Source organism: Pseudomaricurvus hydrocarbonicus, from assembly GCF_011602365.1.
Classification (GTDB): domain Bacteria; phylum Pseudomonadota; class Gammaproteobacteria; order Pseudomonadales; family Cellvibrionaceae; genus Pseudomaricurvus; species Pseudomaricurvus hydrocarbonicus.
Map to the genome: position 1 here is coordinate 38,907 of NZ_JAAONZ010000015.1, position 16,630 is coordinate 55,536.

14 protein-coding genes are annotated in these 16,630 nt (G+C 54.0%); 7 read left to right on the forward strand and 7 right to left on the reverse strand.

From position 1 onward, the window contains the following. The first annotated feature begins 317 nt into the window (after positions 1–317). The 3 genes from G8770_RS16785 to G8770_RS16795 all read left to right on the forward strand — a co-directional run bounded on the left by G8770_RS16785 (position 318) and on the right by G8770_RS16795 (position 5,676). Positions 318–3,692 carry an efflux RND transporter permease subunit gene (locus G8770_RS16785; RefSeq protein WP_167189472.1) on the forward strand — a complete coding sequence of 1,125 codons (3,375 nt, stop codon included), beginning with the start codon at positions 318–320 and terminating at the stop codon, positions 3,690–3,692. Then, positions 3,689–4,747, forward strand: coding sequence for an efflux RND transporter periplasmic adaptor subunit (locus tag G8770_RS16790; RefSeq protein ID WP_167189475.1), 1,059 nt, complete (start codon positions 3,689–3,691; stop codon positions 4,745–4,747). Before G8770_RS16785 ends, G8770_RS16790 begins: the two co-directional genes overlap by 4 nt. A gap of 200 nt (positions 4,748–4,947) precedes the next feature. Next, positions 4,948–5,676: a spermidine synthase family protein gene (locus tag G8770_RS16795; RefSeq protein WP_167189478.1), complete on the forward strand. Its 729-nt coding sequence runs from the start codon at positions 4,948–4,950 to the stop codon at positions 5,674–5,676. Between the two features lie 61 nt (positions 5,677–5,737). Here G8770_RS16795 and G8770_RS16800 read toward each other — a convergent pair whose 3' ends face one another. Beyond that, complete coding sequence (locus G8770_RS16800; RefSeq protein ID WP_167189481.1) at positions 5,738–6,499, reverse strand: Mut7-C RNAse domain-containing protein; 762 nt, start codon at positions 6,497–6,499, stop codon at positions 5,738–5,740. Positions 6,500–6,685: 186 nt separating this feature from the next. Beyond that, positions 6,686–6,844 (reverse strand): hypothetical protein, encoded by a 159-nt coding sequence (locus G8770_RS16805; RefSeq protein ID WP_167189484.1) that lies wholly within the window; start codon positions 6,842–6,844, stop codon positions 6,686–6,688. Positions 6,845–6,998: 154 nt separating this feature from the next. On the opposite strand from G8770_RS16805, the gene G8770_RS16810 reads away from it, so the two are divergent. Further along, positions 6,999–8,147, forward strand: a complete 1,149-nt coding sequence (locus G8770_RS16810) for a helix-turn-helix transcriptional regulator (protein WP_167189487.1) — start codon at positions 6,999–7,001, stop codon at positions 8,145–8,147. A 213-nt stretch (positions 8,148–8,360) separates the two neighbouring features. Then, the gene (locus G8770_RS16815; protein ID WP_167189489.1) at positions 8,361–8,921 is read left to right on the forward strand and encodes a hypothetical protein; all 561 of its coding nucleotides are present in this window, start codon (positions 8,361–8,363) and stop codon (positions 8,919–8,921) included. A 132-nt stretch (positions 8,922–9,053) separates the two neighbouring features. On the opposite strand, the gene G8770_RS16820 is transcribed toward G8770_RS16815, so the two are convergent. Next, positions 9,054–9,827, reverse strand: a complete 774-nt coding sequence (locus G8770_RS16820) for a P1 family peptidase (RefSeq protein WP_167189492.1) — start codon at positions 9,825–9,827, stop codon at positions 9,054–9,056. Positions 9,828–10,155: 328 nt separating this feature from the next. Between G8770_RS16820 and G8770_RS16825 the strand changes: the two genes are divergently transcribed. Beyond that, positions 10,156–11,841: a carbon starvation CstA family protein gene (locus G8770_RS16825; protein ID WP_167189495.1), complete on the forward strand. Its 1,686-nt coding sequence runs from the start codon at positions 10,156–10,158 to the stop codon at positions 11,839–11,841. A gap of 200 nt (positions 11,842–12,041) precedes the next feature. Here the strand turns inward: G8770_RS16825 and G8770_RS16830 are convergent, their stop codons facing one another. Then, positions 12,042–12,671, reverse strand: a complete 630-nt coding sequence (locus G8770_RS16830; RefSeq protein ID WP_167189498.1) for an OsmC family protein — start codon at positions 12,669–12,671, stop codon at positions 12,042–12,044. A 202-nt stretch (positions 12,672–12,873) separates the two neighbouring features. Here G8770_RS16830 and G8770_RS16835 point away from each other — a divergent pair, with 202 nt between their 5' ends. After that, positions 12,874–13,548, forward strand: a complete 675-nt coding sequence (locus tag G8770_RS16835; protein ID WP_167189501.1) for a winged helix-turn-helix transcriptional regulator — start codon at positions 12,874–12,876, stop codon at positions 13,546–13,548. Between the two features lie 180 nt (positions 13,549–13,728). Here the strand turns inward: G8770_RS16835 and G8770_RS16840 are convergent, their stop codons facing one another. The 3 genes from G8770_RS16840 to G8770_RS16850 all read right to left on the reverse strand — a co-directional run bounded on the left by G8770_RS16840 (position 13,729) and on the right by G8770_RS16850 (position 16,558). Further along, entirely contained in the window at positions 13,729–14,505 is a 777-nt protein-coding gene (locus G8770_RS16840) for a GntR family transcriptional regulator (protein WP_167189504.1), read from the reverse strand. A gap of 167 nt (positions 14,506–14,672) precedes the next feature. Continuing rightward, on the reverse strand, positions 14,673–15,599 hold the full coding sequence (locus tag G8770_RS16845; protein WP_167189507.1) for a polysaccharide deacetylase family protein: 927 nt from the start codon (positions 15,597–15,599) through the stop codon (positions 14,673–14,675). Next, positions 15,599–16,558, reverse strand: a complete 960-nt coding sequence (locus tag G8770_RS16850; RefSeq protein WP_167189510.1) for a polysaccharide deacetylase family protein — start codon at positions 16,556–16,558, stop codon at positions 15,599–15,601. The genes G8770_RS16845 and G8770_RS16850 overlap by 1 nt, the downstream gene beginning before the upstream one ends. Positions 16,559–16,630: the final 72 nt, after the last annotated feature.

The following is a 16,630-nucleotide window of genomic DNA, read 5'->3' on the forward strand; positions in this document are numbered from 1 at the left end:
TGCTGGGGAGTCCAGTTTAAAGTGTCGATTTTATGCGTTTAGGAATCGTGACTGTCCTTTTATCTCGCTGTCTTCTTCTCACTTCTCTCCCAAAATGGCGCTTCAAAATTATCTGACGGCTTTCAACAATTTGAAGGCTAATGACTGTACAGTGGTTAAAAAAATAAGGACAGCCGCGAGCAAGAATAAAGCGCCTATTGTCTGGCGGGTCCATAGAGTGAGTTGGACATAAAAAGAAGGACAGGAGGATACTTGTGTTGTGTCTTCTCTGAGTCTGACTTATCCTTTTTTAATCACTCCTCAAAAGCACAGGCGCTATGAAACCGGCATCCCCCCTGGAATCACTGGTTCGCTACAGCCTCTCAGGCGGTCTGCCGCTGATGTTGCTGCTCCTGTCACTGGGGCTTGGCGCCCTGGCTCTGACTTTTACCCCGCGAGAAGAAGAACCGCAAATTGTCGTGCCTATGGTGGATGTGTTGGTGGAGGCGCCCGGCTTGTCCGCCTCTCAGGTGGAGCGGCAGGTGACCATTCCGCTGGAAAAACTGCTGGCCCAGATCCCGGGGGTGGAGAATGTGTATTCCACCACCATGACCGGCCGCACCACCGCGACCTTGCGCTTTTACGTCGGCGAGGACCGGGAGACCTCACTGCTCAATACCTACAACAAACTCTATTCCAATCAGCAGCGCGTGCCAGCAGTGGTGAGTCGCTGGCAGGTGAGCCCGGTGGAGGTGGACGATGTGCCTATCCTGTTGCTGGCCCTGTGGAGCAGTGACCCCGATCGCACCAGTGACTATGAATTGCGACGGGTGGCGGACGAGGTGTCGACCTTTTTGCAGTCGGTACCCGACACCAGCGAGGTGAATGTGGTGGGCGGCCGACCGCGCACCATTCGTATCCTGCCGGATCCGGAAAGCCTGGCGGCTCGCGCCAGCACCGTTGGCGATATTCTCAATGCGCTGCAGGTGTCCAATCAGTTGCTGTCTGGCGGCAACTGGACGCTGGGTAATGAAAGCCTGCAATTGGAGAGCGGAGATTTTATTCGCTCGGTTGACGAGTTGCGTCAGTCGGTGATCAATGTGGTGGACGGCCAGCCGGTGCTGTTGCGCGAGGTGGCCGAAATTGTGGATGGTCCGGCCGAGCCCGACAGTTACACCTGGATCGACTTTGCCGAGCCTCCTCCAGTAGGTAATGAGAGGAATGTAGTAGGTAATGAAAGGAATGAGGGACATGTGGGCGGGCAAGGTTTGCCCATGGTCACGCTCAGTGTCGCCAAGCAGCGGGGCAGCAATGCGGTCAGCATGGCCAAAGACATCCACACGATGATGGCGCGCTTGCAGACCGAATTCCTGCCATCCGATATTCATCTGGAAGTGATTCGCGACTACGGTGCAACCGCCAATGAAAAGGTCAATAACCTGGCCCAGAGTCTGGGTTTTGCGGTGTTTACCGTGGTGGTGTTTATCGCCGTGTTCCTCGGCTGGCGTCCGGCGGTGGTGGTGGGCGTTGCCGTGCCCATCAGTTACGGTGTCACGTTGGCGCTGGACATGGCCTTCGGTTACACCATCAACCGCGTCACACTGTTTGCGCTGATTCTCTCCCTTGGCTTGCTGGTGGATGACCCCATTACCGGGGTCGATAACATCGAACGGTTTATGCGCGAGCGCGGTGGCTCGCTGAAAGAAAAAATCGTCGCCGCCATCAGTGAAATTCGCACCCCGCTGGTGATGTCGACACTGACGATTGTGCTGGCGTTTATTCCGCTGGCGTTCATAACCGGCATGATGGGTCCCTACATGGCACCCATGGCTTTTAATGTTCCGGTGAGTGTGATCACCAGTACGGTGGTGGCTTTTGTGGTGACGCCCTGGCTGGCGATGAAACTGTTGTCCGGCGCTACCGTAGTGAATGAGCAAGGGCGCGGTGGCCTGCCGGCGTTCTACCGCCGCATGATGACGCCGATCCTGGCCAGCCGCGGCCGCGCCAAGTTGTTGCTGTGGGGAGTGGCGGTCTTGTTTGTGGTTGCAGCATTGTTGCCACTGTTGCGACTGGTACCGCTGAAATTGCTGCCGTTCGACAACAAAAACGAACTCCAGGTGGTCATCGATATGCCTGAAGGGGCCTCCCTTGAACACACTGCAGCCATCGCTGGAAAAGTGTCAGCACGGGTGCGTCAGTTTAACGAAGTCAAGGCGGTGGCAGCTTATGTGGGGGTACCATCGCCCATCGATTTCAACGGTATGGTGCGACATTACTACCAGCGCCAGGCACCGCACATGGCGGACCTGCGGGTCACCCTGGTGGACAAGAGTGAGCGCCAGCACCAGTCTCACAGCGTGGTGTTGCGATTGCGTCAACACCTGTCATCAATGGCGGCTGACGGGGTATCCATTAAGGTGGTGGAAGTGCCGCCGGGGCCGCCGGTATTGAGTACGCTGGTGGTTGAAGTCTATGGCAGTGAGCTGACCCCGTACCCGGAGATGCAGGCGGCTGCAGCCACAGTTATGGCGCGATTGCAGCGAGAGCCGTTTGTGGTCGAGGTGGACAGCAGCGTCGAGGCAGAGCACCAGCGCCTGCGCTTTATAACGGACAAACAAAAGGCCGCACTGTCCGGGATTTCGACCGCGGACATCAACCAGGCACTGCTGATGGCCAATTACGGTGTCGGGGCTGGCTTTCTGCAATTGGAGCAGGAGGCGAAGCCATTGCCGTTACAGGTGCGTCTGCCGCCGCAACAGCGTACCTCCGTGCACGACCTGCAGCGCCTGCAGGTTCGTGGCCAGCCGGGAATCGTCAAGCAGAGCAGTAACAGCGGGCTCGAAATCGCACCGCAACCGCTGGTGGCTCTGGGTGAGCTGGGCTCTTTCCAGTCGCTGCCCGCCGACCAGACCATTCAGCGCAAAGACCTGAAACCGGTGGTGTATGTCATGGCCGAGCTGTCTGGTCGCACACCGGCGGAAGTGATTGCCGACATCAACGCCGATCTTGGTCAGCCAGCTGGTGGCAACAGTGGCGAGAATGACCTCAGTGACTGGCAGGACCGCACTTTCCTCAACACTTTTTTGGGGTCTGGCGCTGGCGACGGCTGGCAGTTGCCCGATGACATCAGCATCGGTTGGACCGGCGAGGGCGAGTGGCAAATCACCGTGGATGTGTTTCGCGATATGGGCCTGGCCTTTTTGTTTGCACTGGTGGGCATCTTTTTTGTGTTGAAGTTGCAGACGTCCTCCACCAGTCTGGCGCTAATTATTATGTCGGCCATTCCTCTGACCATCATTGGCATCATGCCCGGTTTCTGGTTGCTCAACCAGATTGGCGAGCGGCAAGTGGCAGGTGCACCCGATCCGGTACTGTTCACGGCAACCGCCATGATCGGCATGATTGCCCTGGCGGGTATTGTGGTGCGCAACTCGCTGATTATGGTGGAGTTTATCACCCAGGAGCGTGAGCGCGGCGCGAGTATCCCTGACGCGCTGTTGCACGCCGGTGCGATTCGCATGCGGCCGATTTTGCTCACTGCCGGCACCACTCTGCTGGGCAACCTGGTGATCACGCTGGATCCAGTGTTCAGTGGCCTGGCGCTGGCGATTATTTTTGGCATTGTGGCCTCGACTTTATTCACCTTGCTGGTTGTGCCGGTGGTTTACCTGCTGGTTTTTGATCAAACGCCACCCCTGAGGACAGACTCATGAAATCACTGACCCGATGGCTTTTCCCTTTGTTGGCGATTCTGATGTTGCTGTTGATGGTGGCGTGGATGGCCGGCGTTTTTAACGACGCCATAGAGCCTGGCCTGCAACCGCAGCCCGTTGTCACAGCAAAAGGTGGGGTGCCGGTGGAAGCGCAAACAATCGAATTGTTTGAGGCCGTACCGGCGTCGGTGGAGGCCAAGCAGGCGACGTTGATTTCTTCTCGCCTGCTGGCGCGTATTGTGAACGTGCATGTACGCGCTGGTGATTCGGTGGAAGAGGGCCAGTTGCTGGTGGAGCTGGAGCAGAGCGATCTGCTCTCGCGCGTGTCCCAGGCCCGGGCGAATGTGCAGTCGGCCAGTGCTCGCCTGACCGAAGCCAGGCAGGCCCTTAACCGGGCCCAAACCCTGCGCGATCGAGGTATTCTCGCCCAGGCCGATCTGGATAAAGCCCAGGCGAACCACGATACCCTGGTGGCTGGTCTCGACAGTGCTCAACAGGGGCTGCAGGCAGCGCAAGCCGCTCTTGACTATGCCAGCGTGCGGGCGCCGATCCAGGGACGCATTGTTGATCGATTTGCCGAGCCGGGTGATACCGTGCAGCCGGGTATGAAGCTGCTGTCGCTCTACAATCCCAATTCCCTGCGGGTAGAGGCCAATGTGCGTGAAGCGTTGGCCCTGACCCTGACACTGGGACAGGCACTCACGGTGACCATTCCGGCACTGAACAAGGAAATGACGGCCGTCATCGAAGAACTGGTGCCGGCGGGCAACCCCGGCTCGCGCAGTTTTCTGGTGAAGAGTCGGTTGGAGCAGGGAGCGGGCTTATTGCCGGGGATGTACGCGCGTGTGAAAGTGCCAGCAGGGGAAGCTGACATCCTGCTGATACCCGCCGAGCGTGTTGCTCAGGTGGGGCAACTGGATCTGGTGTGGGTCGCTGGCGAACAAGGAGTGGAGCGTCGTTATGTTCGACTCGGCAAAACCTACCCGCAAGGCAAGGTGGAAGTGATGTCCGGCCTGTTGCCGGGTGATCAAGTGCTGTCGGTTCAGACCCAGTGACGGGTTGGATGACCGAGGCGTCCGGTTAGGTGCGGGGCTGGTGTTGCTTTTGAAAATCAGGGCATGCAGCTTCGATGTGACCGGAGGAACGCGGGTTACAGACAATAATACAATGTCAGAAATACAATGTCAGAGCCGGGCATCCAGCATCTATGCGTACTATAATGCCCGGCCTTGTACTGCGTTAGGAAGTGACCACTGTGTCCAAATTGTTCGAAGAAATTGATAGCCAGGACTCTCCCCTGGGAGAGATATCCCTGCGTAGACGCCGTATCCCCGTGTTTGGCGATCGTGACATCTATGAAGTTAAGCTGGGCGACGAATTTTTGATGTCGAGTATGTTTGTTGAGGCCGAAGAGGCCTTGTCGACGCTGGGTCTGGCAGCCGTGCAGGGCGATCAGCTTAAGGTTGTCGTGGGTGGGTTGGGCCTGGGGTATACCGCCGTCGCGGCCCTGGAAGACGAGCGAGTGTCCGAGTTGCTGGTGGTGGATGCCTTGGACACGGTGATTGGCTGGCACCAGGATGAGCGCGTTCCGCTGGGGAAAATCCTCAACGCCGATGCACGCAATCGTTATGTTCTCGGCAGTTTCTTTGATCTGGCCACTGACCCGGACACGGGCTTTGACCCCACAGTCGGCGGTCGAAAATTTGATGCGATCCTTTTGGATATTGATCATTCCCCCACTGAATTCCTCAATGCCGCCAACGCAGGCTTCTACACCACCGAAAACCTGGCGCTCATGGCGCAGCAACTCACGCCTGGGGGGGTGTTTGCCATGTGGTCACAAAACCTGCCGGAGGCGCGTTTTGAGGCCTTGTTGAAAACGGTGTTTTCGAGTGTCGAATCCCATGTGGTGGCGTTCTACAATCCGTTTCAGAACTGCGAATCGACGAATTCGGTGTATGTTTGTGTGAAGGGCGAGGCTTAGCCGGATAAGGCAATCAGAGTCGCTTTGCAGGATAGGGTTAACACAGATATGGCCAGGCTGTTTACGGCGGGGTTAGTCCCAATGTCCTGAATTTATCGGCAATACCGTCAAAATGACTGCCTTTCCAGTAAATCTGCCCGCAACCCTGACAGCGGTAAAACTTCTGATAGTAACGAATGGTTTTCGGTTCCAGCTGTGTCAGAATGCTGTCCTTGTCGACAGCAGCCAGTTTGCCGTTGCAATGCGTACAGCGAGAAAAGGGGTGGATGTTGTGACTGAGTTGGAAATGTCTGAGGACCTCCCGGGCTTGCTGCTCGGCGTGACAGTGATGCACATAGTGACCATACACCACACGCCGGTGAAACAGTAAACGGCGATCGCGAGTTAATAAGATACGCTGCTCGCCTTCGGTAATATTCACCAACTCCCTGTCTTCATAGGCATTGCTGTAAAGTGCATCGAAACCCAGCATGCGCAGTATTCTGGCGAGCTTGCCAAGATGAACGTCGAGTACAAACCTGACTTTGTGCAGCGGTGGTCGAAGTTGTATGGGGGGCTTTATATCGCTGTTTGCCAGGGCGGGGTAGACCGTCACCTGATCGCCGTGACAAAGCCGGTAACTGAACGTTACGCCCCGACCATCAACCACTATCTGTTCAACGTCGGTATGGGGAACCCCCATCGCTTCGATGGGATCTTTTATGCCCAGAGAATGTGTAAACCGGTAGGCTATTCGCTGGTGTCGATAGGTGGGCTTTAGAAACTCATTAAGTTCGGCGATAAAGCGAAAATTGGACTGGTATGATGGTTTGGTGTTGTTCATCACGGCAGGTGCTCATCATCGTGAATAAAACCAGTATGACTCACTTTTTCCACCTCGGACAAGGTTCCGGCTTTGTCGGAGCGCAGAACCTGCAAAGGCTTTTAAGACAATAACCTACGGCTCAGCACCATTCGAAAACCTACAGCCCAGCACCATTCGAACTGACCAGCCGCCGATGAACTGAGGTTAACCATTAATATAGTCGCGATTGCTCATCCGGGCGTAGGTACTGATGTCGATGGCTCGACGAAACTGAATGAGTGAGTTGTACTGAAAGGCTCTGCGGTGTTGAGGTGCATTACACGGCAGTATCTGCTGTTGGCTGTTGGGAGTGGTGAAGCTCATCTAATGCCTCTATATTCGTGATCCTGAAATTTTGTTGGACGACCGTTTGATAACTTCTTCTGTCCCCCCTATAATTTTTTAGTCAAAGGATACGTGATCAAGGGGTTTACGGTCACAGGGATGCCCAACATGAGACCCTGACAGGGATGTGATTATGACAAACTCCAGCGATCCTGAGCTTATTGCCAGCGACATTGACCTTATTGAAGGGATCTATGCCGCCACGACTCAGGAGGGTTCGTTAAAGGAAGCGGCCAGAACCTTTCTGTCTCTTCAAGGCGACATCGGTGGCGCCATATTTCACTTTGACTCGATTGCGGAAACGCCCTCCGGCTTCGAAGTGTTCACCTCTCCCCCGGACATGGAATCGGTCGCCCAAGAGCTGTTCGATAACTACTCGCATGAATTCGGGTCGCTTGACAATCCCTTGATTACCGCCGGTCTTAAAGATCTCATGGCCGGCAAGGTATTGATTTCAGACGATGTCATGCCCTATGAGGAATTTCAAAAAACCGACTATTACAAGACCGTTATTCATCCTTTGGGCATCCGCCGCTCCATGGGGTGGGTGGTCGCCGGTAACGCCCAGCTGTGGCTGACCTTCACCAGTTCGCGCGATGAACTGGCCGGAAAATACCAACCTCAGCATCTCGCACGAGCTCAGTTATTTCAACGACACATGGCCAGGGCCATCCATATTCTGGAGTTACTGACCGATTCCGAAGGCAATCGGCTGGTCTTCGAGCAAGCCATTGAGCGGGTACCGCAAGCCATTGTGCTGGTGGATGACACGTTGAACATTCATTTTCTCAACGCTTCTGCCAAAGCGCTCATTTCGTCGACCAACAGTCTGTCGGGCAATTCCAATCGTTTTCTATTTGGTGAAACGGCTCATGAACGTGCGACCTTTGAGAAATGGTGGTCCATTTTGACGACCGCACAAGTAGGCGACGGTGCCCGATTCAACCCGTCCAGAATCAATCCCATCTGGGAGATTGAGGTAAGCCGGGTGTCATCAAGAGGGGCTGGTGCCACTCAGGGCCGACGCTGGATGTTGTCACTAAAACGCAGCCCCGATAACGGTGTACTGCCCGTGGACTATCTGATGTCGAGGTATGCCCTGACGCGAGCCGAAGCTAAAGTCTGTATTGCCTTGTGCAACAATGGTGACGCTGTGTCTGTGGCAAACGCCATGTGCATCACCGCGAACACCGTCAGGAGCCATTTGAAAAACATCTTCAAAAAAACGGGATTTAAAAGCCAGGTAGAGCTGGCTGTAAATCTGATTCGCACTGAACAATAGTGATTTTCGGGGTAAAGACTACCCACATGGGTGATGCGCACTGCGTTTGCTTCAACCCATAATGGTGGTGTAGATACCCTTCTGGGATTATTTCACTCAGAAGCATAATAACAGGGTCGAAATATTCTCGAGCGTTCGGGGATCTGTGGTTCTCAAGAACACCACGCTTGGCCCCCTGCTTCCAACGATGGAATGTGGAGTTGTGTGATGCGAATGTCTAATAAAACCCATCTGCTTTTTTATACTTTGACAGCCTTGGTGTGTGTTTCTGGAAAGGTTGACGCCAAGTTAATTGATGCCCCGCCAAAGAATGAAAAACAGGTCACCGTGCCTGGGAATACAGCTACGGGGGCATCGGCTGCTTTAACCCAGCAACAGGTACTGCCCGATCTGTTTGCCGGCCTTGAGGAGGAAGGATCAACCTTAGGAAATACCCGCACCCACCAGGATCTCTTGAGGATTATGAGGGGCGAATTAACCGAGAGTGAGCAGGACTTACTGTCGATGTATGGGCTCACGATGGATGATGTCAGCAATATCGCCAGTGACTTGCTTAATGGTGAAATGGACATCCCCATGCCCTTGTATCAGGCCTTTATCAATTACTTTGAAACGCTGGAACGGGATAACCGTGCGGTTGCTGCGGCAGAGGTACCAGCACCCGGCACCACGCTGTTAATTTTGGTGGGGATGTTGGTCATTATTGGGCAGTTAAAGTCTTTACCCGATGCCACCCTAACCGCCACTCTAACCGAAAAAACAAAACTTGCCTGAAATACGGCAGGGAAGGGGGAACTACTGTTTAAGGGGGATGTTGGTAAAAATGCTGATACCCAGTCCAGGGACAGACCGGGTATCAGCGACTTGTGTGGGATCAAGACTGGGGGCCGTTAAACCCATACGGTGTTACAAACGCCCATATTTTGCCATCAATGCTGTCAAGTCCTTGTGATCAATGGCTGGCAGGGTATAGCCTGCGGGCTTCACGACCGGTAAGGTTTCCGCCGCCATCATGGCGTTGATGATGGCTTCTTCAACGGCCTGCACAGCGGCGGTATGCATCAGGTCACAGTGAGTATCGTTGAGGGTGTCGATGCTGAAGCTGGTTGGCTGATGAGCCCCCGGGGGCGGTACGTCGATCGGGTTGGCAACGGAGAAGGCCAGCACCAGATCGCCGGAGTAGTGACCGCCGGGTGATCCCGTGCGAGCGATGCCCATCGCCCCGCGCTTGGCCAGACGTGACAACTGGGTAGGGTTCAGCGGTAAATCGGTGGCGATGTTGACGACAATCGAACCCTGATCGTGCCCCATGACTTCTGACAGCCAGGCATTCTCCGTCAAATGCTCACCGACGGGGACACCCAAAATATTCAGTTCACTGCGCATGCCGAAATTGGACTGTACCAATACGCCCACGGTGAAGCGCTCACCATTAATTGCTATGACTCGTGAGCTGGTGCCGGTGCCACCTTTGAATTCATAGGTTTGCATGCCGGTACCACCACCGACATTACCTTCGGCAACCGGCCCGTCAGTGGCACCGTTCAATGCCGCGTGAACCTGCTCGGCTTTTACATGAAAACCGCAGATATCATTGGTCGGGCCGTCGTAGGTTTCCGCCACCACTGGCATCGCCCAGCCGTGTTGCTCAATGAAGGCGTTGCGGTACTGGTTAACCATCCATTATTAAGATGATGACCACCGTCAGGCCGGAGCCTGACAACAGTAGCGCCACCATGGCAGGCACCCCAAACGCCCAAATACAGGAGCTTGATAAGCGGTACGGATACGCAGGTGAAATCGACAGCCCTGTGTTCGATTGGGGGTTTTTAATAGCGTTTTTTATAATAAATTTATTTTTAATGACAATGAGTGTAGTGAAAGTACCAGAATTGATACTGAAATCGACATAATCAGTCAGCAAGCACTAGACTAGTAAGAATGGTTCTGGCTGCCAAAGAGCAGACGGCTAACAATGATAAATTAACCAGCCTGTGCAGGTACTCTTATGCAATCTGTGGCAATCGTCATCCTCGGTATTATCGGCATGTTGTTGGGCTGGTTTTTGTACTCGAAGTTTATCGCAGAAAAGATTTATCGACTGGATCCCAACTTTACCACCCCGGCTGAAGAATTTAACGACGGCAGGGATTTTGTGCCCACCAACAAAATTGTGCTCTGGGGCCATCACTTTACCTCGGTGGCGGGAGCCGCGCCCATCGTCGGGCCGGCCATTGCGGTCTATTGGGGGTGGGTGCCGGCCGTGTTGTGGGTGGTGTTCGGTACCATTTTCTTTGCCGGTGTGCATGACACCGGTGCCCTTTGGGCCAGTACCCGCCACAAAGGCAAATCCATAGGCGCGCTCTCACAGAGCGTCATTGGTTCGCGCACGCGCAGCCTGTTTATGGTGGTGATCTTTCTGGTTCTGTTGATGGTCAATGCGGTGTTTGGGGTCGTCATTGCCAATGCTTTTGTCAATCAACCGAATTCGGTCTTCCCCGCCTGGATGGCCATCGTTGTGGCCTTGATCATCGGCCAGTTGTTGCGCCGCAATTTCAGTCTGATCCCCTTGTGTATCGTCGGCATTCTGGTGCTGTACATCACGGTCTACGCTGGCAGCTATATCCCCATCAGCTTGCCGGAAAATTTATTTGGCCTCACCGCCAACGCTAACTGGATCATCATCCTGTTTATTTACGCCGCTATTGCCTCACTGCTGCCGGTGTGGATGCTGTTACAGCCGCGGGACTTTATTAACGGTATGCAACTGCTGGTGGGCTTGTTATTGCTCTATGGTGCGGTATTCCTGTCGATGCCAGACATCACGGCGCCGGCCTTTAACACCCAGAAAGCCATCGATACTCCCTCCATCATTCCGCTGCTGTTCGTTACCATCGCCTGCGGGGCGGTCTCCGGTTTTCATGGCATCGTGGCATCCGGTACCAGCTCCAAACAACTGGCCAAGGAGCCTGATGCCCGCTTTGTGGGCTATCTTGGCGCCATTGGCGAAGGCTCTTTGGCGTTAATCACCATTGTGGCGGTGAGTGGGGTTGCTCTGGCAGCAACCCCGGAAGAATGGCATGAGATATACAGCCATCTGGGTGATGGCAGCGTCGCGGCGTTTATTACCGGTGGCGCCAACCTGATCGAGAAGGGCTGGGGTTTACCGGTGGAATTCTCCTCCACCATTCTCGCGGTCATGGTGGTGTTGTTTGCCGGTACCACCATGGACTCCGGTGTGCGGTTGCAGCGCTACATCATTCAGGAGTGGGGCGACATCTATGACCTGCAGGTTTTGAAAAACGGCTCCTTGGCGACTTTTATTGCCGTTGGCTGCTGCTTGCTGCTGGCGTTCGGAGCGGGCGGTTCTTCCGGCAGTGGCGGTATGATCATCTGGCCCTTGTTTGGCTCGACCAACCAGATACTCGCCAGCCTGACGTTACTGGTGATTTCAGTCATGCTCATAAAAATGCATCGGCCAGCGATTTACACCATGGTGCCCATGGTCTTTGTGTTGGTGATGGCGTTTTTTGCCGGGCTGATCAAACTGAAGGAATATTATCTGGACGGTAATTATTTGCTGGTTTTTCTGGACGCTATTGTGCTCATTGTCAGCGTGCTGGTGATGCTGGAAGCGTTTGCGGTGGTGTCGAAGTTCAAGCGAGACCTGGCCAATGCAAAAATTCTTTCTTGAAACCCCTCACATTGATTCGGCTGGGCTATAGATAAAATACAAACACCCTTCTTGCCTTGTGAAGCCATACCGAGGCGTTCGATATCAAAACATGAAAAGACACCTCCTCAAAGGACGTGTCTTTTCTCCGGGTTAATTGTCCGTCTTGCGGCGTTTAGATGGCTCAAGTGAACCGTTATCGGAAGCCGGCAATTTACATATTACACGGTGGCTTCACTGACTTGTGACGACACAGCCCTTTCATCCCCACAGCGAATTTGGGTTCGCAGGGTCGTTGAGGGTGGGTTTCTTAAGGTTTGCAGAATAATACAGCTGTACTCTGCTGCATTTATCAACACCTCAATGAGCTTTTCATCGGCGTTAGTTGCTTCAATATCCACTGTGATGTCGAAGGTCTGAAAGCCAACCGGTGTGCCCTTATCCAACCGCAAGGTACCGCGCACATCCACGGTTCCCGCTACCGAGACGGCCAAAGTGGTGAGTTTGATGCCCAGTTTGTTGGCGATGATGCGGATTGTGGTATCCATGCAGGCAGACAGTGCGCCACACAAAATATCGCCGGGGGTGGGGAAGTCACATTCACCGCCGACGGCGGAGTGTACCCCCACGGGGACGGAATACGGCATGTGCTTGGTGAGCATGACTTCTGAGTACAACGGGGAAGAGGCGGGACTCTTACCGCAGGAGGTGGTCGCAAAATCCACCACCAACGCTTCTTTCGCACCTTCCGTGCCATTGCGGTAGGTGTCTGTCAGTGGGGTCTGACGCTCATTCATGGAGACGGTAGTGGAGTGTTCGGCAAGTGCTATAAAGTTATTCGTAGGGTTCATGACATTATCCTCCAAAGAAAGTATCAGCTTCAGAGTATCGCAGTGGCCGAGAGGGAAGCAGTGCACCAGCTGTAGTAACTCACTCACTTACATGTAGCCAGCCACTACGTAAAACGTAGTAACCAGACCCAGTCAGTGAATGTAGTTAGAGAGTTAGTCACTAAACACTAGGCACTAAACACCGTCAGTAGGACACATGACAATGAATACACCCGGTAGCTTATGCCCCACGGTCAAGGCGCTGGATATCGTCGGCGACAAGTGGACGCTGCTTATCTTGCGCGAGTTGTTCTTTGGCTCGTACCGCTACAATCAGTTTCAACGCGCGATGCCACGTATTTCACCCACGGTGCTCAGTAAACGTCTAAAACATCTGGAAAATTGCGGCCTGATTGTGCGTAAATCCGCCGTGGGGCAAAAGAATGTCGAGTATCGCCTGACCAGGTGTGGTCGGGAGCTGGGGCCGGTGATTGACGGTCTGGCCCGGTGGGGATTGCGGTGGGCAAGGGATCACCTCTGCAATGCCGATCTCGATGCCGGCAGTTTTATGTGGGATTTTCATCGCACGCTTAAAATCGATGAGTTGCCGGAAGGTGAAACGGTATTCTGTGTCATGGTTGATGATACAAAGTGGTGGTTGATCGCCAGTCATGACATGGTGGATCTGTGCAATGAGGATCCGGGGCGGGAAGTGGATGTCTATCTGTCTGCTCCACTTGCCGTTATGGCAGAGCTCTGGATGGGGGACACGAGTGTCGAAGCGGCCATTAAGTCCAAAGACTTGTTGTTAAGTGGATCGAATCATTTGACCAGGACGGTGACCCGCTGGTTTCCAACATCGAGCTATACGGAGGTTCGTGCAGAGCGCTTTATTTAAATAAATATTCATGGCGAGGTGCAGTCATGGCAAGTGTTTGGAAACATTGCCAGGTGCCGGCACTCCACACGGGGATTAATGCTCACCGAGAAGGTCACCGACCATTTGAAACACAGCAGAAAGCAATAACCGCAATGGGTGTATTGATTTCTGACGGTTAGAGCTAACAGCTCAATGGTGTTATTTTTCGAGCTCCAGGTCCATGCGGTACTGAAAGCGATCCGGGTGGTAATACAATTGCATATAATCCACCAGAACTTCAGGGTCGGTGCCGGAATAAGAGTGACGGGTGAGGCTGATCAGCGGGGCGCCGACCTCAGTCTTCAGTTCGCGGGCCAGTTCTTCATCGGCGGCGACAGCGCTGATGGTCTGGGTCACATGCGTCAAATGTATGCCCTGTTCACGGAACAGCTCCAGACGGGTTTTTTTCTTCACTTGCGACGCGGTGATGCGCGAGGTCAGGCCCTGCGTCCAACTGGTGTAGTAACCAAAAGGTTCGCCATCCTTGGAACGTACCCGAATCATGTGATACACGTCCTCACCCTCAGGCACCTGCATTAATTCACGAATGTGTGTCGGCGGGGCCTTTTTTTCACACAGCAGAACTTTGACATGGGTTTGTCGACCCATGCTTTCCAAGTCCTGCAGCATTCCCACCAGGGGCGCCTTAACCGGTTTCGGTTTGTACTCGTGAATGACGTGCGTGCCCTTGCCGCGACGACGCTCTACCAGCGCTTCGGCCGCCAGCTCATCCATGGCACGTTTGGCGGTTATGCGGGAGACATCAAAGGCTTCTGCCAACTGCTGCTCGGTTGGCATTTGTACCCCGCTGGCAATGGTGCCATTAAGAATGGCGCCTTTTAACAGGCTATACAGCTGATGGTAGAGTGGCGCGGGCGACTCGCCGTGCAGGGATTGAATCTGGTTTAAGGAGAACAATTCCAGAACTGTGGTCATCGTGCATGATCCAAATTAGTCAGTGTATCCCCGAGAGTGAGGGCAGATTGTATTAGGCTTAATGATATATGATTTACTGGATGGCTGGCCAGACGCTGTCACTCAACAGCTCGAAGTTATGCAACATTCTTTGCTGTTGAGTGTCAATTTCGACAAGAATTGTTCAATCACTCCTTGGTTGCTGAGCAGGCAGAGAGAATGTCAGAAGCACTTGCTGACCAGACGCCCGGGCGGCTGGTGATGTATTCCAGGGCTTGCTCCAGTTTGCCAATCCGGTGGGGCTGACCCAGCATCCAGGGGTGTATGTTGAGTGACAATATGCGTCCACCTTGCTGCTCTGCTTCCTGCAGTAGAAAGTCGCAAGCATCACTGACTTGTTCCACATAACTGTCTTCCGAATGCAGGTTGTTCATCAGGATAAAGCTATCGTCCAGCTCGTTGGACAGGGGCATGGCCGTCAGTGGGCCCTGAGCGGTCCGAAATGGGTAGGGCATGTCATCGTTGACCCAGTCACAGAGGTATTGGATACCATTGGCCGCCAGTAATTCCGGGGTATTGCCGCTTTCGTTACGAGCTGGGCTTAGCCAGCCGGTTATGGCTTGGCCCGTGGCTTCGCGCAGGGTGGTGAGGGTACGTTCAATCAGTGCGCGTTCCTCATCGATCGCCTGACCGCCATAATGTAGACAGTCCATGTTCCAACCGTGGGCGATGATTTCGTAGCCGCGTTGGTTGATGCTTTGAATCAGGTAGGGTGCCCGTTCCACCAACTCGCCATTAATGGCGACTGTGGGGGTGATGCCATAGCGGTCGAACGCTTTAAGTAAGCGGAAAATACCAACCCTGTTACCGTAATCGCGCAGTGAAAAATGGCGCAGATCAGGGTAGGGCATCGTCATACCGCCCGGTACTTTAAAGGGGATGCCCTGTTGATCCAGTGGGAAAAACTGCAAGTTCACATTGACCCACAGTGCCAGTTTGGCGTTATTAGGCCAGACAACGGGTTTACGCTCTGACAACAAAGACCAGTCGTAACGGTCGTGATCCATACCGTAGGAGCGGTGTGGGTAGTCAAAATAATCCGGTTGCAGAGACATTATGGTTTCTCCTGTGTGACGGATACGCGGGCCTGCTGCTCAATACTCTGCAGTGACGTCTCATAATGATGGGTTAGATAATATTCGGCAATCTCACGACCCGTGGTGATCCAGACGTCCTCATGGGAAGTGATGTAATCAAGGGCTTCTTCAAAAGCGCGCATTCGATGTGGACAACTCACCTGGTAGTTGTGGGTCGGGATACACATCACCGTGCCGGACTCGGCCCCTTCCTGATACAAGCGATCAAAGTTATCGCGAATCATTTGGCCGTAGCGACGGGGTTCCATCTTGTTGACGACATAGGCAATGGTGTCGTTCATTTCCAGGGAATAGGGGATGGAGATAAACCGTTTGTTGCTGCGGGTGTGAACGGGGGTCGGTTGATCGTCATGGAACAGGTCACAGGTATAAAAGCCTGCGTCATTGCCAAACAGGTCACTACCGGCTTCGGCAAACAGATCAATGGTGTGTTCAGAATGAGACAGGGCGGGCGCCAGGTAACCGGCACACTTCTGGCCCGTGTGTTGGAAGATCGTCTCGATGGAGTCCTTGATCATATCCAGCTCTTGCTGCTCAGACATGCCATAGGTGTAACGGGTGTTGTAGATGCCGTGACTGAAGAACTCCCAGTCGCGCTCTTTACACATCGAAATGATTTCCGGGTGGTGATCACACAGCGCCGTAGAGAGAGAAATGGAACCACGAATGCCGTACTTATCCAGCAGGTCCATCTGCCGAACATGGCCAACCCGATTGCCATAGTCACGAATGCCATAACCGCCAATGGCCGGATAGGGCTGCGGCCAAGCCTGACGGTGGGGGTTGGCGGGAGGGTTCAGCTCGTAATATTCAATGTTGGGAGCCACCCAAAAGGCCACTCGGGCGCCATTGGGCCAGGTGATTTTCGGGCGCTGATCGTAGGCCCAGTAATTGTACAATCCGGGGTCGTGTTTCATGTTGCTTCTCGTCGTTTCAGAGTCTCGTGGCAGGTACTGGTTTCAGGCTCCAGGGTCAGAACGAATCCGGGT

Excerpts from the sequence above, each read along its gene's own strand:
- G8770_RS16825 (WP_167189495.1), top strand. The coding sequence starts at position 10,156 with ATGCAATCTGTGGCAATCGTCATCCTCGGTATTATCGGCATGTTGTTG.
- G8770_RS16845 (WP_167189507.1), bottom strand. The coding sequence starts at position 15,599 with ATGTCTCTGCAACCGGATTATTTTGACTACCCACACCGCTCCTACGGT.
- G8770_RS16840 (WP_167189504.1), bottom strand. The coding sequence starts at position 14,505 with ATGACCACAGTTCTGGAATTGTTCTCCTTAAACCAGATTCAATCCCTG.
- G8770_RS16805 (WP_167189484.1), bottom strand. The coding sequence starts at position 6,844 with ATGAGCTTCACCACTCCCAACAGCCAACAGCAGATACTGCCGTGTAAT.
- G8770_RS16820 (WP_167189492.1), bottom strand. The coding sequence starts at position 9,827 with ATGGTTAACCAGTACCGCAACGCCTTCATTGAGCAACACGGCTGGGCG.
- G8770_RS16810 (WP_167189487.1), top strand. The coding sequence starts at position 6,999 with ATGACAAACTCCAGCGATCCTGAGCTTATTGCCAGCGACATTGACCTT.
- G8770_RS16815 (WP_167189489.1), top strand. The coding sequence starts at position 8,361 with ATGTCTAATAAAACCCATCTGCTTTTTTATACTTTGACAGCCTTGGTG.
- G8770_RS16850 (WP_167189510.1), bottom strand. The coding sequence starts at position 16,558 with ATGAAACACGACCCCGGATTGTACAATTACTGGGCCTACGATCAGCGC.
- G8770_RS16830 (WP_167189498.1), bottom strand. The coding sequence starts at position 12,671 with ATGAACCCTACGAATAACTTTATAGCACTTGCCGAACACTCCACTACC.
- G8770_RS16790 (WP_167189475.1), top strand. The coding sequence starts at position 3,689 with ATGAAATCACTGACCCGATGGCTTTTCCCTTTGTTGGCGATTCTGATG.
- G8770_RS16835 (WP_167189501.1), top strand. The coding sequence starts at position 12,874 with ATGAATACACCCGGTAGCTTATGCCCCACGGTCAAGGCGCTGGATATC.
- G8770_RS16785 (WP_167189472.1), top strand. The coding sequence starts at position 318 with ATGAAACCGGCATCCCCCCTGGAATCACTGGTTCGCTACAGCCTCTCA.
- G8770_RS16800 (WP_167189481.1), bottom strand. The coding sequence starts at position 6,499 with ATGAACAACACCAAACCATCATACCAGTCCAATTTTCGCTTTATCGCC.